Genomic DNA, 20,628 nt, shown 5'->3' on the forward strand with positions numbered 1-20,628 from the left:
ACCTGGCCTGGCGCTACTCGAATAGGGCCTCCCCCGTAACGGCACGCATGCGTCGCTGTCCGATGGCCCTTCCGGTCTCGGGCCCTGACGGGTCACCGTGCAGGCCTCCGCACAGGACCACGATCCGGGTGCTCTGCAGCGTGTCCCACATCTGATCGGTCAACCGCGGGCTATCGCAGCCCGGGACTGCGGCCCAATGTAGCTTCTGAATCGATCTACAATGGGACAAATCATCTTTACTTTGGAAGAACTCCGTGCTCGTAGTCATCTAGGTCTCCCGAGCCTCCGGCTGATCGGTCGGCTGCATGCCAAGAGCTGCAGCGTTTCCCCGACCTGATCCCTACCGCGGGGTGACAGCAGGCTGACTACGAGGATCCTGTCGAGATCGCCACCAAGGACTGTGACCTTGTGGATCTGCCTGTCAGCGGTGACTGCGAGGACAAGGCCGGACCCGCAACGTGCATTCATCCTTCTGAGGGATCAGGTCGATGTCGCCCTGTGCGCTGCGGAGATCGTCGACAGGCTGTCTGCAGAGGCCTACGCCCTGGTCCTGCTCCCAGATCCCTCGGCTGCGGCCCATGAGTTCCTGGGCTGGAACGCTCTCAGGCTTCTCTGCGGTGCAGCAAGTGAGGCTCTGGGCCGCATTCAGCAGCAGAGGTGCGAGCAAGTCGGCGTCGGTAAGCTCCGCGGGCCCGCTGCCGGCCTGGTACCGGTCGTACACCGGGTAGGCGTAAGGACTGTGTTCTCTACCGCGACGACTGGCAGTATCCCGGTTGACCGCTTCGTCGAAGTACTCACCGATCCAGCGTTCGGCCGCATCCATGCTGACGGTGAATGCTCCAACGCGGACAGCGTCCTCCGTCATCATGCCCCCCCAGCTGCTGCAGGCAGTTCACCCGCGTCTCCCCTGCCACGCAGTGTAGATCGCCGGCGGGACAAGCGGATCAGGCTCAGCTCCCGTGCCGCTCCCGCTCGGCAGGGGTGAGGACAGTGTCGGCCAGGCAGGCCAGGCAGGCCAGGTAGGCCAGGTAGGCGCGCGGCTACAGACCCTCGGCGACAGCGATGCCCGACAGCCGATCCCACCCGGCGCGTGCCCCGGGAGCTTGCGGTACCACCGCTCCCACGCCCGGACTACCACTGACGCCGTCGAGCCGCGTTGGCTCGGGATCATAGCCGTCCGAGCGACAGGCCCGGCGATCAAGCAAAGTACGGGTCTGCAGCGCGAAGGCAGCCACAACCCGCGGCCGGCCGCAGGGCGGGCTCTGGCCGGTCGCATGTGGCACAGCGAGCGCCAGCACGGCCGAGGATCTGGGCCGTCCCCAGGCGGCGATCCACAAAAACACCCACATCCCGGCGGCGTACCGGCTCTATGGCCGCAACCCCGCCCTGCGCGCCGAACCCCGGTCGGCAAAGACGGGGAGCGAACTCGAGATCGCCTCCATGAGCGACGACACGACCCGACACCTACAGGAAGTGGAAATACGAGAATGGTCGCAGCGGCCGCAGCCGCCCCGATGGACAGGACAAGCCGCTCGCCCGGGCTCTTGCCGACCAAGCGGCGCTGCACACACCAGCCGGCAATCCATGCGCCAGCAAGCAGGACAAAGCAGTGGCGCGTCGTTCCCTGGCCCACCTGGGGGCCTGTGGCGGGGGGATTCTCGGCTGCGGTGGTGGGCCAGGTGGGGCTAGCGTGGCGGTTTTGCTGAGTGCGGGAGGGATTCGCGGTGCTGGTCATGCCTGGGCAGTGGACGTCGACGATGGAACTGTTGGCCGTCGAGGCGGCGGGCCGAGGGATGGCGGTCAGGGCGGCGGAGGAGCCCGGCCTGGCAGGCCCTGCGTACTGGTACGGCGGACCGGTCGCGGGTGCGCGGCTGGCAGGCCGGCTCGGGTTCGCGTTGCTGGAGCCGACAGACGGCTGGCTCGGGGAGTTGCCGGAAGAGTTCACCGGCCGCCAGGTACGGGCGGGAACCATCGCCGACGCATGGGCGATCGATCAGCCGACATTCATCAAGCCGCCCCGCGACAAGTCCTTCCCGGCCGACATCTACTCCGACGGCTCCCGGCTGCCCTCCAACCTGGACCCGGCAACACCGGTGCTGCTGTCCGACGTGGTGACCTTCGCGGCCGAGTACCGGCTGTTCCTGCTCGACGGCCAGATCGCCACGGCGAGCCGGTACGCAGTGTTCGGCCGGCTCGACCCCCGCCCGCTCGGTACGGACCGCGCGGACTGGGCCACCGCCGCGCAGATCACGGAGTTCACCGACCGGCTGGCCGCCGTAGCCGGGCACACGCTGCCGAGTGCCGTCGTCGTGGACGTCGGGCAACTGCTGGACCCGTACCGCCCGGGCCACCGCTGGGCCGTGGTGGAGGCCAACATGGCATGGTTCTCGCATGCCTACGCCGCCGACCCCGCACGGGTACTAGACGTGATCCTGCGGGCCGCGGGGCCACGCGAACACACGCAGCCGCGCGATCTGGCGTTCGAACGGCACTGATCCACGCTGCGCGAACTCGGCTCCCCGGCAGCCGGCCTGGCCCGGCCACACTCCAGGAACTGACGCTTCCAACTCAGTCAAGATCACCTGTCAATCGATCAAGATCGCGTGACAGACGACAGCAACTGCTTGACACGTTTGAGCAGCTGCCAGAAGAAGTCGGCGCCACCAGGCGGGCGCGCTCTGCGGATACGTTCGCGGCGCGGGTACCGCCAGTCCGCTTGAGCGGATCCATGTCCTCTATCCGGCGGACGACGGCATCATCGGTGGCGGTGGCCCCTCTCTCTGTCAGAAGCGTGATGACAGCTTGCCTGCCTCTCACCAGCCGCCCCCGTGAGCTGGTGGGGCCGTGCCGTGGCCACGGGCACGCCGCCGTCCTGCCGGCTGCCGGCTGCCGGCTGCCGGCTGGGAGCGGCGACGGCAGGAGGGATATGGCAGGTCCCTGTGATGGCAGGGGGCCTGGTGTGGCGGGCAGGCCAAATTTCCTGCCAGGGTTTTGGGGTCGCGCTGGAGAGGCAGCCTCGCCGACTTCGGTAACAGCTGTTACCATGCGGGTATGGCCAAGACACAACTCGGAGCGCGCGTCGACGACGAGGTCGCGGAGATCGCCCGGAAGCGAGCGGCGGACCGCGGGCTGTCAGTCGGGGACTACCTGTCCCAGCTCGTCCTGGAAGACGCGAGCGGCCTGCGGGCCCGCGCCATGGGCGCGGCCGAGCGGTTCCTCGCCGAGCACCAGGAGCTCTTCGACGAGGCTGAGCAGGGCCAGGACGGGGCGGGGGCGCACGCCGCCTAATGGAACTGCACATCGACGTCCCCTGGATCCTGCAGGTGGCCGAGCTTGCCGGAGCCGGCGATCCGGCGCCCGACGACTACGGCGTGCCGGTCGCGGCGTGCGCGCGGCATCAGGCCGAGCTGCTGGAGCAGCCGGTCTATGACGGGCCGTACGCGCGGGCTGCGGCGCTGGTGCACACCCTGGGCCGATGCCGGTGGCTGGAGCGGTCCAACCTTGCGGTCGCAGCCGCCACAGGAGTCATGTACCTCGAGGCGTCAGGGGTCTCCGTCAAACCGTCCCGCCAGGACGCCACCGCCCTGCGCGACCTTCTCCTGGACCCTGCCTGCACCGCGCCGAGGATTGCCGCCGTGCTGCGGACCTGGCCGTCAACCTGATCATCATTGGTCCGGTGTCATCGAACATTGACCGGATCCCATTGACGTTTGACCAGCCACGCTGAACCTGCCCATGACTCACTGGCGGTCCAGGTCAGCTGACCCAGTCATGCCACCGGGAGTGGGGTTTCTCGCAGGCGCCAGAGTCGTAGGCATCCCGGTAGGCCTTGGCTCGGAGTTCCTCGACGGTCGTCGCTTTCCCGTCCGGCCCCCTGACGTGGCCGCCACGCTCCACGTAGCCGAACGAGACAGCACAGTCGGGGCGCACGGTCCCAATGGCATACCAACCGAGCGTTCCTGCCGCCACCATGGCGCAGATACCAAGGACAACCCAACGCGGATTCCGAGCCATGCGCCGCATCACGAGCGGATCCTACTCTGCGCCGGCCCGTCGAAATTCGATGACGCCGGACAACCATTGACGAGTCAGGTGCCGCCGCCGCTCTGGCGCGGTCCATCGTGTGGTCATGGCGCGCCTTCCCTCGTGGAACGCGCGAGGCGACGGGAGCGGGCACGGTCATCTCAATGGACGACTACCTGGGCCTCCAACCTCGCCGCCGCCCGCCAGTACGCCGAGCGCGGGGGGCACCTTGATGTACCGCGGTCTCATGTCGAGACCATCGACGGCACCGCCCACACCCTCGGCATCTTCATCGCCAACCAACGCGCCCGACGTGCCGGTCTCGCCCCCGAACGCGTTGCAGAACTCACCGCACTCGGCATGCGCTGGGGCTGAGTAACAGCACACAACCACGGCAGTGTCGTGGCAGACGCCTCAGGTTGCTGTGCCGTCAAATCCCAGGTAGGAGGCCCCCGAACACGGCGCGATCGTAGAGGCGCTGGTGCCACTCGTTGACGTCCGGCCCAGGTGCAGTAGTCAGGAGGGGGTTAGGACCCGTCTCGATGAGGTGCAGGAGAGTCCAGGCAACGCCGTAGCAGTCGTCCGGACCGAAGCAGGAGACGAGGGCCTTCGCTTCCTCTCTGGTGACCGGCCTGGCGATCGCGCCGAGCTGCTGGTCACGCCTGTCGACCTCTCCTTCGCTCGCCTCCCAGCCAGGAAGCGTGCCGTCGGCGACGAACGCCTGCACTTCGGGTCTCATGGCCAAATGATCGCCTGCCTTCGTCACCGCGAGCAAGGGATCTTCACTGGTCCAGATGCCGCCGAGCGACGGGAACACAGATGACGCTTCGTAGCGGGTCAGGGAGGCCCGAGGTCGGTGCTGCATCACCCGCCCGAGCAACCCACGACGATCGACGAAACGTCGAAAGTCGAGCTGGAGGAACGAGAAATCCATGGTCAGCACCTTGCACCTGCGGCAAGCGCAGCGCCGGAGGTCGCGCCGACTCCCGAGAGCCGACCCGTCGACAGCGGCTGAATCTGACTCTTCTCCAACCGATCGTGTCCACGACATAATGCCGCCTGATCTTCGAAGTGCCGGCGGGGAACGGGAGCGCCGGAGACGAATCGAGAGGGGAACGCGCATGTCAGCACGTCGGATCCTTGCAACCCTGGCGGCCGCGGTTCTGGCGGCTGGTGGGCTCACTGCCATGACCACCACGCCAGCCAGCGCAGCAACCTGCCTGGGTACTGCCAGGAGCATGAGTCCCGTCGACAACGGGAACGAGTACGTGTGGCCCGCATCCGGATACGCCTACGCCACGTCCAACTGCAACGACATCAACGTCAAGCCGTCCATCGCAGCCGGCGGCGGTTTCGACTTCGTGCCCGTGCGCACCTGCTTCTACCCCACGAGCGGCAGCTCCTACTGCAATGCCTACCGCGACATCACGGTCGGAACCTGGGGTCTGGCAGCCACCGACGTCAAGGACGGCACCAGATTCATAGTGCAATTCCAGTTCAGCACCAAGGGATCGATCGCCTACTGACCTGACTCGTGCTGCCTCCACGAGAGGCTCCGGCGCATCACACGCGCTGGAGCCCTTCGCCCAAGCTGCCGGTCTGCACGACGTTGATACCGGCTTTCGCCACTCGCGTCACAAGTAACCGGCGGAGGAGATCAGCGACTTGTCCCTGATCAAGCCGAGTCCTCACTGACTGACGTCACGGTGGCGATCAGCAACGGACAATCACACGCAGACCATCAGGCCGCATAGACGGGTGGGAGGGTCTGGGTGATCAGGCGCAGGCGGGCGTCGTCAGTGGAGCCGGGGGCGGCGGTGAAGCCGAGGCGGGCCCGGGTGTCGATGACGATACCGCCGGTGGTGGCCGCGGCCTGCCGGGCGCGGGCGCGGACCTGCGGCTGCCAGCGCTGTGTCACTTCGCGTTCCAGCCAGGCGGCGAGGTCCGCGCGGGGCTGCTTGAGCGGCCCCGGTCGTAGCGCTCCACGGTCCGCCGCGAGATGCCGAGCGCCTCGGCGGCGGCGTGGGGGCCCTTGAGGGCTTTGACCAGGTAGCGCATGCGCGCCTGGGCGGACTTCGGGATCGGGCGGGTGAACACGCCCTGCACAGCCCTGTCGAGGCCGTCCTGGAGCATTCCCATCGGCCGGTCCCCTTCTCTACCGCACGGCATCGATCACCTGCGCGGGCCACAGGCGGGCCTCAGACGCCAGCATTGGCCTTCCAAAGGACCGAGGCTGGCGGCGGTCTCGTCCACACTGTCGTGGAGCACTGCTTGCCATGCGGTCACGGCCAGATGTCATGCGTGACCGTAAGCTTCGCGAACGCCTCATCATCCGAGTGGAACTCGGTGTTGTGTACGGTCATTTCCCAGGTCATGGACCCTCGACCGGACTTGAGGTTCCGGGCAGCGAAGTCCGAGCGGCCTTCGTCATCCGTGCTGAGGCAGCTCGTCCCCTCGTACAGGGTCAGCCACGGGGATAGCTGGACCTCGCCGGAGGTCAGCAGATCCGCATGGATACGCAGAACACCCCGGGCTTCCTCGCCGGCACACAACTCGAACTTTTTTTCAGCGTGTCGCTTGCTGTTCGTCAGGTTGAGTGTCGAGTGGAGAGTTGTGTTCTCCTCATGGCTTTTTTCCGTCAGGAAATCGCAGCAGGCGTAGGTTCTCATCGTTGCTGTGAGCTTGACGATGTGCGTTGTTTCGAGGGCGGCAGCGGGCGGTGACGTGACAGTGAAAGGAACGGCGGCCAGCAGAGCCGCCGCTGTAACATATCCAAGCTTCATGTTCGGACCTCGCGGGAATCAGAGCCCGGCTCAATGGGCGGGCGCCGCGTCGCGGACGAGAGCTTCGAAATGGCCCCGTATCACCAGAGTCTCACCGCGGCAAAGCCGCTGCATCTCGGCACGGCGGTTCAGTGGCGGTCAAGGCTCTACGGGTAGTTGAACGAGGTACGGGCAGACCTGCGACGCAGTACCCGCCCAGCAGCGGCGTCCGAATATCGCCGAAAACCCGGAGCGGTCGCTGTCCTGGCCCGCGCCCAGCAGGACGCACTCTGGAGCCGGCAGCAGATTGCCAACCAGTTCCGTTCCCTCCTGCGCGAGTATTACCCGGCCGCCCCGGCTCGTGTCGTGGACGTGCCGTCTTCGGTTCCGGAAAGTCACCTTCGGGACCTCGAACCGCGGTGTGTGCTGGAGGTCGCAGTGCCACCGCCGGGTTCGTACACGCTGGGTTCCGCGTCCGGGGTCACCTCCGCTAGCGCCTGGAGCTCCAGAGCGGCCCAGCTCCCGGAACCCGCGCCGTACTCGCTGGCGCCAACGGTAAGCAGCGCCTCCACAGGGCCACCGCACTCGCCGCAGTACAGCTCGTCGGTGCCCGCCGGGTCACGGAAGGTGAACTCCGCCGGCCAGCCGCCCGCCTTCCATCCCGGTGCGACGGACAGCTCCCATTGGTACTTCAGCGATGTGGCCTCCGACCAGGCCATGACGCGCTCACTGAGCTCCTCGCCCAGAACATACAGCGGCGGGAACTCCCGTATCTCCTCCGGCTGCAGTACGCACGGCCGGGGTACATGTTCGTCCCAGTCCACGAACTCCAGCGCCGGCGGCTCGTCCAGCACATCCCGCACCTCGCTCGCCACCCGCCACCGCAACTGCACCGCCGGCCAGCACCCTTCGAGGTCCGGCACCGGCAGCCACAGCACCTGAAGCACGTCCGTCCCCTCCGGGAAGGGCAGACCGGGCACATCCCGGGCATATAGCTGCGTGATCGGGATCAGTGGCTCACGTCCCGACGCGGTCACATCCCCCGGCTCCAACGGTCGGGATGAAAATCCGTCAGCATCAGGCAACGGCCTCAAGTCCTGACCAGCCAATACCGCCCGGCAGGCGACGACCAATGGATTGACGCGCCCCGCCCTGCACCCCTTCACCCCCGCGCAAGCACGTGATGGGCACTCAATCTGGAACGATCGGTCCTTCCAAATTTTAGGCTCGCCCACACCCTCCGCGCACCTCGGGTGACCTCACCTTCCGGGCGCGACGGAGGGTCATTCTGTAATGATCGGTAAGGAAAATGGGAAACATGTCAGGGCTGCAGTCGAAGGTGATCGTCGTGACCGGCGGTATGGCCGGAATGGGTGAGGCGTTCTCGCGTCGCCGCCTCGGACACCCAGCACCCGGTGCCGGGGCGCGCACCCGGATCAGGTCTCAGTATCAGGCTGTCCAGCCCGGAGGGGGAACTCCAATGTGGACGGAGTCCGCGATGTGGCACTGTCCCGACGGCGACTCGGCCACGTCTCGCCCATTCGGGATAGATCGCCGGAATCTACGATAAAATTATCTTGTGGTCGCATATGAGAATCTCGTCATGGCCAGGCAAGGGAATTCCGTCTGGATCACCCTGAATCGGCCTGAACGCCGAAATGCCTTGAGCTGGGAGCTGCTTCGCGAGTTGCAGAAGGCACTGACCGAGGTGGCGGGATCCCCGGCGGTAGGGGTTGTTCTGGCGGCGAATGGACCGGTTTTCAGCGCCGGGCATGACTTCTCCGACGTGCTCGCACAGGACGCCAAGGGCATTCGGGAGCTGCTGCATCTGTGTACGGACGTCATGCGGCTTCTTCAGTCCGCACCGCAAGTGGTGGTGGCCAGAGTGCAAGGCTTGGCCACGGCCGCAGGTTGTCAGCTCGTGGCATCGTGTGACCTGGCGGTGGCGGGTGAGTCTGCCGGGTTTGCACTTCCCGGCGGCAAGGGGGGTTGGTTCTGCCACACGCCTGCCGTGCCGGTGGCCCGCTCCATCGGACGCAAGCGACTCATGGAGATGGCCCTCACCGGCGATGTGATCGGTTCCCGTACCGCCCTGGAGTGGGGACTGGTCAATCGAGTGGTCCCCGACGGCGAACTCGACGAGGCGGTCGAGGAACTCCTCGCCCGGGCCAGTCGTGGCAGCGCGGCCAGCAAGGCGCTGGGAAAGCGAACCCTCTACTCACAGCTGGACCGTCCCGAATCCGACGCTTATGAGATCGCTTGCGAGGTCATGGCTGATTCCTCTCAGACCCCGGCAGCTCGCGAAGGCATTGCATCCTTCTTGGAGAAGAGGCCGCCGGTGTGGCCCGAGTGACGAATGAACGGAGCCCTGAGACAACGATGCAGGATTCCACGTCGGTGCCGATGCTCATCATCGGCGGAGGGCCATTTGCGCTGTCGGCGGCCGCGCTCGCCGGTGACCGAGGCGTGGATGCGGTCGTGGTCGGACGGCCGATGGGGTTCTGGTCCGAGCACATGCCGCAGGGAATGCTGCTGCGTTCGGGCATCGACTGGCATCTGGACGCAACCGGCGTCTGCACCCTGGAGGCATATCTGCGGGAACGGGCCCTCTCACCCAAAGAGGTTGATCCGATTCCCGTGGAGCTCTTTCGTGAGTATGCCGACTGGTTCCGCCGCGCCAAAGGCATCACCCTGAGGCAGGATCTGGTCACGCGCCTCACCCACCGGGACGGCACGTTTCACGCAGAGCTCGACAGCGGCGAGCGGATACGCGCCGATGTCGTGGTCGCCGCGCCGGGTATCAGCTACTTCACCCGACTACCCGATTGGGGCGGCTCGATCCCGTCCGGCCGCGCGTCCCACAGCTGTGACCTGGTCCGCTTCGATGCCCTGTCCGGGCAGCGTGTGCTCATCGTCGGGGGCCGACAGAGTGCGTATGAGTGGGCGGCTCTGATCGGTGAACACGGTGCGGCTCGCGTCGATGTGGTGCACCGCCATCCCATGCCCCGTTTCGCGTCGGTGAGTTGGACGTTCTTTGACGACTACCTCGAGGCCACGATGCGGGGTTCCGGATGGTGGCGCCGCTTGCCGGTTCCCGTGCGGGAAGCAATCCTGGCGCGATGTTGGGAGGCCGGCCGCGGCACGCTGGAGCCGTGGCTGCCGGCGCGGCTCGATGCGGCCGGCGTCCGGATCTGGCCGGAAACCGCAGTGGTCCTGGCGGAGCCGACAGTGGACGGCGGGCCGGTGCGGATCACGATGTCGAACACTCAGTCCTTGACCGTGGATCAGGTGATCTTCGCCACTGGATACGCGGCCGAACTGGCCCGCGTCCCGTTCCTGGCGGACCTGGTGGAACGCATCAAGATGCGAAATGGCTCTCCAGTGCTGGACGAAGCCCTCCAGAGCACCGTTCCTGGGCTGTATCTCACCGGCTTCTCCGCGACGCAGGATTTCGGGCCGTTCTTCGGTTTCGTCAAGGCCGCTCCGGCATCCGCCGCCCTGATCATGCGCGACATGCTGGCACGTACGGGCTGAAGTGACGGACGCGAACTTCAGGCTCGGTGGCCCCGCGTGGCGGGTGCCTGTATCCGAAGTCCTCTTCACCCGGTAGGAGTTGTGGCGGACGCGCTTGACCATGCGTGGGTAGGACCGGGGGCGGCGCGCTGGGTTGCGGTTTCGGCGCGCGGCAAGGGTGGCGAGGACCTCCGTCTTGACCGCTTCCCAGCGTTCAGGGGGGCCGCCGTCCCGGTGGCGGTGCGGCGAACGATGTTAAGGGTCCTGAGGAAGCTGATCCGGTCCGGGTCGATGTCGGCGCCGGTCGCGGCGTGGCAGATCAGGGAGTTGATCGCGTAGTGGACCAGCAGGTAGGCCCAGATCTCCTGGTGGACCAGGTCCGGACTCTTGGACCGCAGCACCTTCCCCGGGCCGCGTAGAACCGTCTTCAGTTGGCCGTTCGTGGCTTCCTCCTCCCACCTCTGGTGGTAGGCGGCCGCCAGTTCGGCGGCGGTTGCGGCCTCTGGCTCAGTGATCGTGGTGATCAGGCAGATCAGTTCACCGCCGTCGCGGTCGGGGACGTCGTACTCGACGATCCGCACCACGTGGGCTGCGGCCGGGTCCGGCTTCGCGCCGGACTTCGCCTCCTGTAGGAGTTCCTCCCGCTGGCGGCCGCGCAGGCGGGGATCAACCAGGGCCGACAGCTACGTACCGTCGGACAGGACCTTCAAGACCGGCAGCGACAGCTGCGTCGGTGCCCGCCAGCACAGCGCCGCCCCGGTCTGGGCGGCGGCGCTGAACGCGGCGAAGCTGTAGAAGCCCCGATCAGCCAGCAGCAGCCAGTCACTGGAGATCGAGGGCAGCAGCGAGGTGCGGTTGCTGGAAACCGCTGCTGCCCCCCTGGGAGCCATCTCGGGGTGCGCGGCGGGATTGTGCACGGCCCGCTCACGGGTGCGGGCCGCTCGCCCCCACGGGGGTCGGGGGGCGTGCCCCTGCGGGAAGGAGGGAAGCTGCAGGGGGCTACCCGTCCAGGGACAGCGGGCAGTCCGGGGTGTCCAGCCAGTACCGGTGCTCCCCATCGGGGCTGATGGTCAGCCCGAACCGATCCAGGTCGGGGGCGCCCGCCTCACGCCACCGCGCGATCAGGCTTTCCACGTCGTCCCACAGCCTGGCTGGGCCGCCCTGCCGGACACGCCACGCCTGACCCTCCCGGTACACCAGCGCCCACGTGCCGGCCTCCACGTCCAGGAGCAGGTGCTCGTTGGCATCGAGCGTGACGCGCTGCGCCCGCGGCGCCGCGATCTGCGCCACGAATCGCGCCGTCCAGTCGTCAAGGACGTCCGCGCCCACCGACGTGGCACGCTCCACGCCTGCGCCGGTGTCAGGGAGCATCCCCAACGGTGGCGGCAGATGGGGCCGGGCGAGCATGAACGAGATCTGCCCGCCCAGCAGGTGCCCGCTCGCACTGCCGTCCTCCCGCACCGTAAGCCGCGCCAACTCCGACGAGTACAACCAGCCGCACACCGTGGCCAGGATCGTCCCTCCCGGGCCAACCTGCGCGATCCACTCCTGCGGGATGGTGAGCACGCCGCACGTGGCGATGATGCGGTCGTACGGCGCACCGTCCTTGTGACCGGCCAGGCCGTCGCCGACGACCAGGTGCGGCGCATGCCCGACCTGCGCCAGGGCCGCCGCCGCCCTGGCCGACACGCCGGCGTCGACTTCCACCGAGGTGACCCGCTCGTCGCCGAGCCGGTGACACAGCAGCGCCGTTGAGTACCCGGTGCCCGTGCCGACCTCCAGGACCCGCGCGCCGTCCACGACTTCCAGGTCTTCCAGCATCCGCACGACCAGCCCCGGGAACGTGCTGGAGCTGGTGGGCTGGCGCAGGATCTGCCCGCGGATCTCGCCCGGCACGATCGTCCCGGCGATCTGCGTCACAAGTGACACGTCGCTGTAGCAGCCGGTCAACCAGTGCGGATCGTCCGGCATCACCGGCTCCCATGCCGTCGGCGACGACCCCTCCACCCAGCGGAAGTAGCCGCCGCGCAGGAACTCGTGCCGGGGCGTGACTGCGACCGCATCCCGCCACTGAGGTGACCGGACGCTGCCCTGCTCGGTCATGAGGCGGAGCAGCTTGTCCCGCAGGCCTTGATGGGTCATGACGCCTTCCGTTCGAGTAGATCGGCCATGGCTGCCACCAACGGCAATCCCGTCTCGGGCACCATCCACGCCCACTGGCCAGAGGGGTTGCACTCAAGGAACCACCATGCCCCGGCCCGGTCGATGGCGAAGTCGAAAGCGCCGAAGACCAACCCGAAGCGTGCCAGGTAGCGGTGCAGGGCGTCCGCGATCCCGGCCGGCGGCTCCACCACGCTGTAGCGCAGCCTGCCGTAGTCGGTACGCCAGTCCAGCAAGTCGGAGTCGATGCGCACACAGAACACGCGGTCGCCGATGACGGTCACCCGCACGTCACTGGCCTTGTCGACGCGCTGCTGGAAGAGGTGCACAGTGCCCGCCACCCGCTCGTCAATGTCCTCGGGGGTGACCTCGTCCACCTGCACCGTGCTGGACACTCCGTCGATCAGGTACAGCGGCGTCGACAGTGGCTTGTAGATGGCCAGGGCGTGGCGCTTGATGAAGGCCCGCGCCGCGTCCGGTTCCGAGGTGATGAGCGTGGGCGGTACCTGGAACCCGACGTCGACGGCCGTGGCCAAGCCCGACGGCTTGAACTCGGCGTCGCCGATCCGGTGGGGATGGTTGACGTACAGACAGCCGGGAAGTGAAGCCAGAACCCCGCCCAGGCCGTACCGGGCCTGCCCGGCAGCGAACCGCGCGGTCTGCTCGTCCAGGTGCGGAAAGGTGAACCCGGACGGCCGCCGGTAGTACAGCGACCGGACGCGGGTCAGGTCCGCAGTGCGGGTGGGCGTCGACAACGTCCCAGTGATGCCGTGATGGTCGATCGTGGCCGCGAGAGACAGGGTGGCGGGGAAGTCCCCGGAGTCGAGCCGCACGACCGGGACACCCCGGTCGTGCAGCTCGGTTACCACCAGGTCCGTCGTGGGGTCGTCCAGATTGGTGACGACCAGCACCGGACCCGTCGTCACTGGTCGCTGTCGTTCCCGGTGTCGGTGTCGCCGCCGCCCCCGCCACCGGGGCCGGCCCCGTCGGACGGGTTGCCGGTGCCGGTTGACGGGGCCGTGCCGGTGCTCGTTCCGTGGCCGGGCATCTCCACGATGCCGCCGCGCGCGTCGAAGTACCGGGTGGTCTGCGTCGCCGGGTCCAGCTCGGCGTGGGCGTAGGCCGGCGCGGTGGCCGGGTACGGCGCCATGCGGCTCACGCCGAACGGCGGCGGTGTGGGGATGCCGGTCGGCAGCGGCGTGCCGGTCGGGAGACGGTCGGAGTGCTGGAACACGATGTGCCCCCTCGTTGTGTCTGCCCGCGCTTGGACTGTCCTCGCGCGGGTGGTGCGACTTGCGGACCCGCCCCTGTCTGCGGTTTCCGCGACCGGGCGGGCGTGGTTCGCCGTCTCTCACGTTGGCTCCCTGCCGTACGCGGGAGACGGTGGTCTAGTGGCTGGCAAGGTCGATGACTGCGCCGCCACCGATCAGGAGGGCAAGGAGCGCGAGGAAGCCGAAGCACGATGGGGAGGCCAGCACGCTCAGGCAGCCAGGGCGGGACTTCACTGTCAGGTGAGGGGGAAGCCCAGCTGGGCCGCGATCGACTCATGCGGAGCCGGAAGCGGCCGGAAGCACTCGAGGAGACCGCGGAGCGGTACCGGTGGCAGGAGACGGTCGCTGACGCACGGCCGCAGCCAGTACGGGCCCGGAGGCACGTCGCGGGCGAGCGGGGGCAGCCTCAGGATGTGCGGTGCCCCGAGGCACAGCCCATACGGGTGCGGGTCCCATCGGGCGGTCGTTCCCGGCGGTACGAGCCAGTACAGCCACCCGGCGTCGGGGTCGGCGATGACCGGGCCGCAGGCTCCGACCTGGATCTCATCCATGGTCGCGACCATGGCGGCGGCGTCTCCCATGCCGGTAATCACCGTGTCGAAGAGGCTGCCACCGAGCGGCATCCGCACCTCGCGCTGAACGGCGATGGCGCGATAGGCGCGGATACGGTCGGCCAGGTCCCCCATGTCGTCGCGCACCTGTACCTCAGCGATACTCATACCAGCGTCCCGGGGATGAGGGCCTGCACGGTCTTGAACCGCCGGTCGTCGGCGACCGCGTAGGACAGACGGGCGCCGAAGTGCCGCGCAACCCACAGCCCGCGGGCCGGCTGCCCCTCGGTGGGCCGCCACGTGACGGCCTCGGTGAAGTTGGGGAAGTCGGGGAGCGGGTCGATGACCTCGATCAGGAGCTCACCGGTGGCGATGACAGCCAGGCGCAGGCCCAGCCGCGCCCGCGGCGGCGGCGAGGAGTGCCGGGCAGCGTTGTCCATCAGCCGGGCGGCGACCTGTGCCGCGTTCTCGACGTCGCCGGGCCACCGGCCGATGTGGAGCTGTGTGCGGGTGTGCACCCGGGCGTTGCCGCCGGAGGATCCATTAGCCTCGAAGTCACGACGCCACTGCCAGACCGAGTCTTCGCTGACGGGCATCGGGATCTCGACCACGGCGACGGGCGACCCGGACGTACCGGTAGTGATCGTTTTCGGTTGCGTGGTGGTCACCTTGACTCCCAAGGCCGAGATCATGCGCTGTCTTGTGATGAGGTAACCGCTCCATCACTCTCCGCGGGTACCGTGGAGAGCAGGTGGGACCGTGAACACCGTGAACGACCATGGAAGCTGTCGGAGGTTTAGACATGGTTGCTCGGAAACGCACGCCCAACCCCGCCCTCGCAGAGCTGCTTGACCAGGCCAAATGGACGCGCACGCAGATGGCGCAACAGGTCAACAGGCTCGGCCCGCAGGCAGGGTTGCAACTGACGTACGACCGCACAGCCGTTGCGCACTGGATTGCAGGCACACCGCCGAAACCCGAGGTCAGGCCACTGATCGTGGAGGCGCTGTCTCGACGGCTCGGCCGGCCGGTCACGCACGCCGAGGCAGGCCTCGAGCCCGCCGTATCCGCCACAGGGTCCGATCAACCCGACACTGTCGAGGAGTTGATAGACCTCGGAAGGGCGGACATGGACCCAACTCGCCGCGGCGTACTGACCGCGACCCTGTTCTCCGCGGCGCTAACCGTGCCCCTGTTCGCCCAGACCGCTCGAGCTGACGAGCCGGTCTCGCCGGGGAAGGCAACCACGCGGATCGGCGCATCACAGGTCGCTTCGGTGCGCTCCATGACGGAGCGGATCGCGGACATCCTCGACGAGTTCGGCGCCGGCCACGCCCGCCCCATGGCCGCAGCGTTCCTCGTCAACACTGTGGGCCCGTGGCTGCGTGCGCAGGCCTCCGAGGACGTCCACGCCGACATGCTCGCCGCGGCCAGCGACCTGACGTACCTGACGGGCTGGATGGCCATGTACGAGAAGGCCCACGGGCTCGGCCAGCGGTACTACGTCAAGGCGCTGCGTCTGGCCGGTGAGGCTCAGGATCATGTGACGTTCTGCCGGACGCTGCGCGGGATGTCGCTGCAGGCCTCGAACCTCGGGTACGGGCGGAAGGCGCTCGAGCTCGCCGACTCCGCCGCCGAGGCCGCCCCGTCCGCGGGGCCGCGCCTGGTGGCGTTCCTGCGCGGCCAGCAGGCGCATGCGGCGTCAATGGTCGGAGCTACGGCGCAGGCGCACTCCCGGCTGCGGGAAGCGGAGACCGCGCTTGCCAAGGCCGACAACCGGCGCGACCACGTCGGGGGCTACGACCAGACCGCCTACCTCTTCCACGTCAGCCACGTGCTGATGGAGGAGGGGGACCTGGCCGGGAGTATCAAGGCGCTACGGCAGTCCATCCGGCTGCAGCCCGCCCAGGAGCGGCAGGGCCGCGTCCACGCCTACGCGGTGCTCGCCCAGCGCCAGCTCCGCCACGGGCACCTGGACGCCTCCGTCGACTCGTGGGGCCGGTTCCTCGACGAGTACGAGCACGTCTCTTCGGTACGCGGTGACGACCACTTCGCCACGATGCGGACGGAGCTCGAGCGGCACCGGACGGCACGGTCCGTGCGGGAGCTGGCCAGCCGGGTGCAGGAAGTTGCTGCGCTCAAGGCCGCATGACACAGCAGTGCCCCCCAGGGAGCTGTCGGAGCCCTGGGGGGCACTGCTTTCACGATACGGGCTGAGCTTGGGGCGCGCGCCTTTCCGCCCGGGTCACTTCCCGTCAGTGAGGAGGGTGGCGAGCTTCCCGCAGAGCTCGCTGCGCGCCCGCTCGTCAACGATGTGCCGCGTGATGTCGGCTGGCACCGGTTCGACGGAGGCGACACCACGCACCAGCGCGATGGCGGCCCGGAGTGGCTCGGCGTCGTCCTCGCGGAGGTCTCCTGCGAGGGTGACGGCGAATCCGGCAAGGCGCCATTCGTCCAGCCCGTCAGGTGTCCTCACCAGAGCCCCTTCGCCCGACCGCTGCCGCATCCGAGCGTCTCGGGCGGCGCCCGCAGTTGTCCTCCAAACGATCGGGGGATGCCGTTACCCCCCGGCCGAAGCCGACAACGACACCCGAGTCACAGCGGCAGAAGGCACACGACCCGGCGCCGCGGAAGCGGACCACGGGATGGTCAGCAACCCGTCCTGGCTCCCGCGCGTTCCGCGTACCGCCGCCGGACGGACTGGTCTTCACCGTGCCCCAACGCGGCACCTTCGTCACCCCACCGCAGTAACCACAGCGAAAAGTCCCCAGCCCCCGCCCAGCGCCCGCTCCCCACACAAGACCGGGCGCACGCCACCGCGCTCGCCGTGCGGCCTCCAGCAGAGGGCTACCACCAGGACCGCGCGCAGCGGCACACGAGGCGCCGGCCGCCGTGCCTCCTTCTCACCAGTCCGGGCATCGGGGACGGTCCGCCGACGGACGACGGGGATCAGGGCCTGATCCGGTTGTGCTCCGCGGACGGTGCGCCAGTCGCCCTTCGGCTGGGGAAGCTCTGGCTCTGCGCCGTCGTGCAGCCTCGCACGCTGCAACCGCAGACTGTCACGGCGTCAAAATTTCAGTCAGGGACAGCCAGTAGAGCGGTGAGGTACCGCCAGGTCTGGCGACCTGCGGTGGTGAGCAGATTCCTGCTCCTCACCGGTGACATGCCGTCACTCACCGACGGAAGGTGATGCCGGATTGTGATCTTTCAACCCCCTTTTCGGTGAGCAAATCGGTGAGTGCCACCGGGCTTCATGGATGACATCACCCACGTCCACCAAGCCCGGGAGCCCACATGACCGCCGCTGTGCATCCGCCTGCCACCGTCCCCGAAGCGGGCGCCACAAGGCCGGGCATGCCCGGCCCGTCCCGCAGACAGCCGGAGCTCGCCCTGCGGGCCGCGTTGCGCGAGTCGACAGACGCAGCCACCGCGGGTCACCGCCTTCGGGGCATAGCCGCCCGAACACCAAACGCCGCCACAGACGGCCTGGCCACACACCACCACGCCCCCGGGCGTGCATCACAACCGCTGCCCCCAACGCGTACGGACACCGCCGCTGCCGGTCCGGCCACACCCGCCGCGGCTGGTGACGGTCAGTGAGGAAACTCCCCACCCGGCCTCCACGGTTCGTCGCCGTGGACAACCGTGCTGTCGACGACCAGCGACTGAGCGTCCTGGACATCGGACTGCTCACCATGGCGCTGCGCCTGCCCGACGGCGCGGACTTCACCATCGCCGCCCTGGCCCAGACCCGTAAACCCGGCCGCGAAGCGCTCACCAAAGCCATGCGGAACCTCGTCAACTGCGGCTACATCGTCAAACTCAAGATCCAGGACGCCGCCGACGGCACCTGGCGCACCGAATTCTCCGTCGCCGGCCTCCCCCACCAACACGCCGACATCCACCACCTCCTGAACCACGTGACCGGAACACGCGCCATACGCGTCGAACCCGCCTGGCTCGACCCCCGCAACCACCACACCCCGGCCCCCGCCACCACTCCGCTCAAGGAAACGCTGCCAGAACCGGCCGCCACAGACTCCCCGGCCGCACAATCCGCCCTCCACCCGGTCACAACGGGGCCTCCTGACCCGGCCGCCACCAGCGACGACTCCGAAGACGTGCAGGCCGGACCGAGTAACGGGTTCCCGGCAGTCGGTGAACCGACGGTCGGCGACCCGGCAATCGGTGAACCGGCCGCCGGTCACCCGACCGCCGGAAACCCGTCAGCTAAAGAACTAAGACTGAACAAGCAAGACAGAAAGAACTCCTCTCTCTCCTCCCCGCCCACCACACCCCGACCTCCGACCACCCCGGCACCGAAGAGAGAGACCACCACCCCATCCGGACACACGCCCCCAGCCGGCCCCCCGCCCACGACGCCATCGCGATCAGGCCCCACCGGCAACACCCCAGGCAACGCCGGCACCAGTGCACCAGCACCAGCACAACCGGCACCCGGCAGCCCGCAAGCAGCCGCCCCCGCCCGACACGGCCACACCCCCGGCACCCCCAACCCCGCCGCGCCCGCACCGGCACGATCAGCACCGGCCCAGCCGCGAGCAGCAGCTGCCGCCCGGATCGCCGACGCCTGGACCACCGCCCGCCACCACCACGGCCACCCCGTCCCCGCCCTCGCCCCCGGCCGCATCGCCCACACCGCCGAAGCCCTCCTGAACGCCGGCATCCAAGAACAGCACCTCACCCAGGCAGCCACCGCCATGGCCCGCAAACCCACCTGGTACGACCTCAAACGCCACCTCCAACACTGGACACCCCCCACCACCCCACAACCCGCCACACGACCCGCACACCCCACCCACTGCGGAGCCTGCGACCACGGCTGGACCACCGACCCCGACGGCCGCGCCCGCAAATGCCCCTGCCGCACCCAACAACACCCATGAACCGGCCAACACCCACGCAGACCCCCTCACCGGCACTTCCCCGTCGGGCGGGGCTCAGCTCACCGCAAATCAGTGCTGTACGGGCTCTCCCGGGTACCGACGCCACACCCCAGGCGCCCCGGGCTCAAGCAGGACCCGCCACACCGCCAACAAGCCCGCCCCTGCGCAAGACGCACCCCTGTGCGCAACACCAACCCAACCCACCACCCACCCCGTGCGCAACCAGCCGACCCGCCCAATGCGCATCACAAGCCCCACCCCAACACCAGGGCGGCCGTGGTCAACATCCACTCCCTGTCTCGAACGCTGTCAACACCGACGGACACCGCGAATTCCTCCTACACGTCGGCACAGATCTCGGTTGGCGTTCCCGCAGGCGCAGGTTCGAGGGCGGCCGGGGGGCCACGGCAGCAGGCCAGCGCGACATCATGGACGGCATCGGTGCAACCAGACCTCGAAGCGCTCCGCGTTCGCACACATCAGGCCGGGGCGGCTGCCTCGTCGTCCAGGGCCGTGCCCAGCAGGATCGCCAGGTCCGCCGCCGAAGGCCGCCGATAGTCCGGCTGGGACATTACGTGGCTCAGCACAATCTGGGCGGCAGGCCACACCGTCGCCGACCGGACCGGGATCCCACGGGTGGCGATAGCGTGCCGCAGCCCTACGCCGTCCAGGGCGCTCGGGTCGACGCCTGCCTCCACGTAGGAGAGCGGCCACTCGTCGGCGATCGCCCACCACAGGCTGGCCGCCAGTGTGTATACCTCGTCGGTGGAGGTGACGACGACGGGCCGGTGCCCGCGGTGGACCCTCCACGCCAGCTCGGGGGCGATGAGGTGGGGCATACCTCCGCGGAACAGGCGGGAGGGGCCGAGGGTGAGCGGGTGCCAGGCCCATGAGCAGTCCAGGAACCGCACGCCGGCGGGGGTGTGCACCATGTGTTCAGGCTGGATGTCGCCGTGCACCCACCCGGCCGCGTGGAGGGCGGCCACCGCTTCGCATGCGGCGACCATGGCGTCCCGGGCGGCGCCGAGGTCGGTGGTGCCGTCGCGGACTCCGGCGAGGAGCTGACTCGTCGACGGGCCGTCGTGCCAGGCGGTTATCATCCACGCCTCGCCAGGGTTGCGGCCCTGCGCCATCACGGCGGAGCCGCCGAGGATGCCGGCGACCGCGGCGGACTCGCGGAGCACGATGACCGTGCCCTCAGGCCCGGCGCCGCACTTCACCGCGGCGGACCGGAGCGGGCCGGTGGCCTTCCACACCGCGCAGCCGCGCCGGTCGGTGACCGGCTCCAGCACGGTTGCGTCGCCGCATGTCGCGTCTGCTGCGATACGCGCCTCAAGAGGGATCGCCTGCGTCGTCATGTCTCTTCCGTCTCGTCAGGTGCCCTAGGGTGTGGGGAGTCCCGGCACGCACATCGGCCGGGACTTCGCGCTTTCCTGGGCGG

22 protein-coding genes and 2 pseudogenes are annotated in these 20,628 nt (G+C 68.5%); 10 read left to right on the plus strand and 14 right to left on the minus strand.

Translation table 11 applies throughout. From position 1 onward, the window contains the following. Positions 1-421: 421 nt before the first annotated feature. Positions 422-868 carry a DUF6308 family protein gene (locus CHF15_RS46790; protein WP_089227841.1) on the minus strand — a complete coding sequence of 149 codons (447 nt, stop codon included), beginning with the start codon at positions 866-868 and terminating at the stop codon, positions 422-424. Positions 869-1,757: 889 nt separating this feature from the next. Between CHF15_RS46790 and CHF15_RS34375 the strand changes: the two genes are divergently transcribed. The 4 genes from CHF15_RS34375 to CHF15_RS46005 all read left to right on the plus strand — a co-directional run bounded on the left by CHF15_RS34375 (position 1,758) and on the right by CHF15_RS46005 (position 4,398). Next, positions 1,758-2,495, plus strand: a complete 738-nt coding sequence (locus CHF15_RS34375) for an ATP-grasp domain-containing protein (RefSeq protein ID WP_089227942.1) — start codon at positions 1,758-1,760, stop codon at positions 2,493-2,495. Positions 2,496-3,051: 556 nt separating this feature from the next. Next, positions 3,052-3,288 (plus strand): hypothetical protein, encoded by a 237-nt coding sequence (locus tag CHF15_RS34380; protein WP_089227842.1) that lies wholly within the window; start codon positions 3,052-3,054, stop codon positions 3,286-3,288. Next, on the plus strand, positions 3,288-3,662 hold the full coding sequence (locus CHF15_RS34385; protein ID WP_089227843.1) for a fic family toxin-antitoxin system, toxin component: 375 nt from the start codon (positions 3,288-3,290) through the stop codon (positions 3,660-3,662). The genes CHF15_RS34380 and CHF15_RS34385 overlap by 1 nt, the downstream gene beginning before the upstream one ends. Before the next feature lie 484 nt (positions 3,663-4,146). Beyond that, positions 4,147-4,398, plus strand: coding sequence for a helicase associated domain-containing protein (locus tag CHF15_RS46005; protein WP_245939181.1), 252 nt, complete (start codon positions 4,147-4,149; stop codon positions 4,396-4,398). Between the two features lie 55 nt (positions 4,399-4,453). On the opposite strand, the gene CHF15_RS46010 is transcribed toward CHF15_RS46005, so the two are convergent. Further along, positions 4,454-4,957, minus strand: coding sequence for a hypothetical protein (locus CHF15_RS46010; RefSeq protein WP_245939182.1), 504 nt, complete (start codon positions 4,955-4,957; stop codon positions 4,454-4,456). A 304-nt stretch (positions 4,958-5,261) separates the two neighbouring features. Between CHF15_RS46010 and CHF15_RS34400 the strand changes: the two genes are divergently transcribed. Continuing rightward, positions 5,262-5,549 (plus strand): hypothetical protein, encoded by a 288-nt coding sequence (locus tag CHF15_RS34400; protein WP_089227845.1) that lies wholly within the window; start codon positions 5,262-5,264, stop codon positions 5,547-5,549. 218 nt (positions 5,550-5,767) lie between these two features. On the opposite strand, the pseudogene tpg reads toward CHF15_RS34400, so the two are convergent. Both tpg and CHF15_RS34410 read right to left on the minus strand, forming a co-directional pair. Continuing rightward, positions 5,768-6,162: pseudogene (tpg, locus tag CHF15_RS34405) on the minus strand (telomere-protecting terminal protein Tpg); the annotation flags it as partial. Between the two features lie 143 nt (positions 6,163-6,305). Next, complete coding sequence (locus CHF15_RS34410; RefSeq protein WP_143681704.1) at positions 6,306-6,806, minus strand: hypothetical protein; 501 nt, start codon at positions 6,804-6,806, stop codon at positions 6,306-6,308. Between the two features lie 159 nt (positions 6,807-6,965). Between CHF15_RS34410 and CHF15_RS46795 the strand changes: the two are divergent. Further along, positions 6,966-7,139 (plus strand): annotated as a pseudogene (locus CHF15_RS46795) (IS110 family transposase); the annotation flags it as partial. Positions 7,140-7,180: 41 nt separating this feature from the next. Here CHF15_RS46795 and CHF15_RS46490 read toward each other — a convergent pair. Then, positions 7,181-7,732, minus strand: a complete 552-nt coding sequence (locus CHF15_RS46490; protein ID WP_179280093.1) for a hypothetical protein — start codon at positions 7,730-7,732, stop codon at positions 7,181-7,183. Between the two features lie 632 nt (positions 7,733-8,364). Between CHF15_RS46490 and CHF15_RS34420 the strand changes: the two genes are divergently transcribed. Further along, positions 8,365-9,138, plus strand: coding sequence for an enoyl-CoA hydratase-related protein (locus CHF15_RS34420; RefSeq protein ID WP_089227848.1), 774 nt, complete (start codon positions 8,365-8,367; stop codon positions 9,136-9,138). A 26-nt stretch (positions 9,139-9,164) separates the two neighbouring features. Next, complete coding sequence (locus tag CHF15_RS34425; RefSeq protein ID WP_220093352.1) at positions 9,165-10,319, plus strand: FAD-dependent oxidoreductase; 1,155 nt, start codon at positions 9,165-9,167, stop codon at positions 10,317-10,319. 65 nt (positions 10,320-10,384) lie between these two features. Here CHF15_RS34425 and CHF15_RS34430 read toward each other — a convergent pair whose 3' ends face one another. From CHF15_RS34430 to CHF15_RS34460, 7 genes are all read right to left on the minus strand, one after another. After that, the gene (locus CHF15_RS34430) at positions 10,385-10,882 is read right to left on the minus strand and encodes a hypothetical protein (protein WP_089227849.1); all 498 of its coding nucleotides are present in this window, start codon (positions 10,880-10,882) and stop codon (positions 10,385-10,387) included. Positions 10,883-10,981: 99 nt separating this feature from the next. Beyond that, positions 10,982-11,188: a hypothetical protein gene (locus CHF15_RS34435; protein ID WP_143681705.1), complete on the minus strand. Its 207-nt coding sequence runs from the start codon at positions 11,186-11,188 to the stop codon at positions 10,982-10,984. Between the two features lie 109 nt (positions 11,189-11,297). Then, on the minus strand, positions 11,298-12,440 hold the full coding sequence (tgmC, locus tag CHF15_RS34440; RefSeq protein ID WP_089227851.1) for an ATP-grasp peptide maturase system methyltransferase: 1,143 nt from the start codon (positions 12,438-12,440) through the stop codon (positions 11,298-11,300). After that, complete coding sequence (gene tgmB / locus CHF15_RS34445) at positions 12,437-13,369, minus strand: ATP-grasp ribosomal peptide maturase (protein WP_089227945.1); 933 nt, start codon at positions 13,367-13,369, stop codon at positions 12,437-12,439. The genes tgmC and tgmB overlap by 4 nt, the downstream gene beginning before the upstream one ends. An 11-nt stretch (positions 13,370-13,380) precedes the next feature. Continuing rightward, on the minus strand, positions 13,381-13,692 hold the full coding sequence (gene tgmA, locus CHF15_RS34450; RefSeq protein WP_089227852.1) for a putative ATP-grasp-modified RiPP: 312 nt from the start codon (positions 13,690-13,692) through the stop codon (positions 13,381-13,383). A gap of 273 nt (positions 13,693-13,965) precedes the next feature. Next, positions 13,966-14,448: a hypothetical protein gene (locus CHF15_RS34455; RefSeq protein WP_089227853.1), complete on the minus strand. Its 483-nt coding sequence runs from the start codon at positions 14,446-14,448 to the stop codon at positions 13,966-13,968. Then, positions 14,445-14,948: a hypothetical protein gene (locus tag CHF15_RS34460; RefSeq protein WP_143681706.1), complete on the minus strand. Its 504-nt coding sequence runs from the start codon at positions 14,946-14,948 to the stop codon at positions 14,445-14,447. The genes CHF15_RS34455 and CHF15_RS34460 overlap by 4 nt, the downstream gene beginning before the upstream one ends. A 134-nt stretch (positions 14,949-15,082) precedes the next feature. Here CHF15_RS34460 and CHF15_RS34465 point away from each other — a divergent pair, with 134 nt between their 5' ends. After that, the gene (locus CHF15_RS34465) at positions 15,083-16,432 is read left to right on the plus strand and encodes a hypothetical protein (protein ID WP_089227855.1); all 1,350 of its coding nucleotides are present in this window, start codon (positions 15,083-15,085) and stop codon (positions 16,430-16,432) included. Positions 16,433-16,525: 93 nt separating this feature from the next. Here the strand turns inward: CHF15_RS34465 and CHF15_RS34470 are convergent, their stop codons facing one another. Further along, the gene (locus tag CHF15_RS34470) at positions 16,526-16,756 is read right to left on the minus strand and encodes a hypothetical protein (protein ID WP_143681707.1); all 231 of its coding nucleotides are present in this window, start codon (positions 16,754-16,756) and stop codon (positions 16,526-16,528) included. A gap of 1,159 nt (positions 16,757-17,915) precedes the next feature. Between CHF15_RS34470 and CHF15_RS44540 the strand changes: the two genes are divergently transcribed. Then, on the plus strand, positions 17,916-19,187 hold the full coding sequence (locus CHF15_RS44540) for a hypothetical protein (protein ID WP_179280094.1): 1,272 nt from the start codon (positions 17,916-17,918) through the stop codon (positions 19,185-19,187). 479 nt (positions 19,188-19,666) lie between these two features. On the opposite strand, the gene CHF15_RS34485 is transcribed toward CHF15_RS44540, so the two are convergent. After that, complete coding sequence (locus CHF15_RS34485) at positions 19,667-20,545, minus strand: protein kinase family protein (protein ID WP_089227859.1); 879 nt, start codon at positions 20,543-20,545, stop codon at positions 19,667-19,669. Between the last annotated feature and the right edge of the window lie 83 nt (positions 20,546-20,628).

It is taken from the genome of Actinacidiphila glaucinigra, assembly GCF_900188405.1.
Classification (GTDB): Bacteria; Actinomycetota; Actinomycetes; order Streptomycetales; family Streptomycetaceae; genus Actinacidiphila; species Actinacidiphila glaucinigra.

Excerpts from the sequence above, each read along its gene's own strand:
- CHF15_RS34400 (WP_089227845.1), top strand. The coding sequence starts at position 5,262 with ATGAGTCCCGTCGACAACGGGAACGAGTACGTGTGGCCCGCATCCGGA.
- CHF15_RS34435 (WP_143681705.1), bottom strand. The coding sequence starts at position 11,188 with ATGGCTCCCAGGGGGGCAGCAGCGGTTTCCAGCAACCGCACCTCGCTG.
- CHF15_RS34385 (WP_089227843.1), top strand. The coding sequence starts at position 3,288 with ATGGAACTGCACATCGACGTCCCCTGGATCCTGCAGGTGGCCGAGCTT.
- CHF15_RS34465 (WP_089227855.1), top strand. The coding sequence starts at position 15,083 with ATGGTTGCTCGGAAACGCACGCCCAACCCCGCCCTCGCAGAGCTGCTT.
- CHF15_RS34485 (WP_089227859.1), bottom strand. The coding sequence starts at position 20,545 with ATGACGACGCAGGCGATCCCTCTTGAGGCGCGTATCGCAGCAGACGCG.
- CHF15_RS34410 (WP_143681704.1), bottom strand. The coding sequence starts at position 6,806 with ATGAAGCTTGGATATGTTACAGCGGCGGCTCTGCTGGCCGCCGTTCCT.
- CHF15_RS46790 (WP_089227841.1), bottom strand. The coding sequence starts at position 868 with ATGATGACGGAGGACGCTGTCCGCGTTGGAGCATTCACCGTCAGCATG.
- CHF15_RS46010 (WP_245939182.1), bottom strand. The coding sequence starts at position 4,957 with ATGGATTTCTCGTTCCTCCAGCTCGACTTTCGACGTTTCGTCGATCGT.
- CHF15_RS34380 (WP_089227842.1), top strand. The coding sequence starts at position 3,052 with ATGGCCAAGACACAACTCGGAGCGCGCGTCGACGACGAGGTCGCGGAG.
- CHF15_RS34455 (WP_089227853.1), bottom strand. The coding sequence starts at position 14,448 with ATGAGTATCGCTGAGGTACAGGTGCGCGACGACATGGGGGACCTGGCC.
- CHF15_RS34375 (WP_089227942.1), top strand. The coding sequence starts at position 1,758 with ATGGAACTGTTGGCCGTCGAGGCGGCGGGCCGAGGGATGGCGGTCAGG.
- tgmC (WP_089227851.1), bottom strand. The coding sequence starts at position 12,440 with ATGACCCATCAAGGCCTGCGGGACAAGCTGCTCCGCCTCATGACCGAG.
- CHF15_RS34425 (WP_220093352.1), top strand. The coding sequence starts at position 9,165 with ATGCAGGATTCCACGTCGGTGCCGATGCTCATCATCGGCGGAGGGCCA.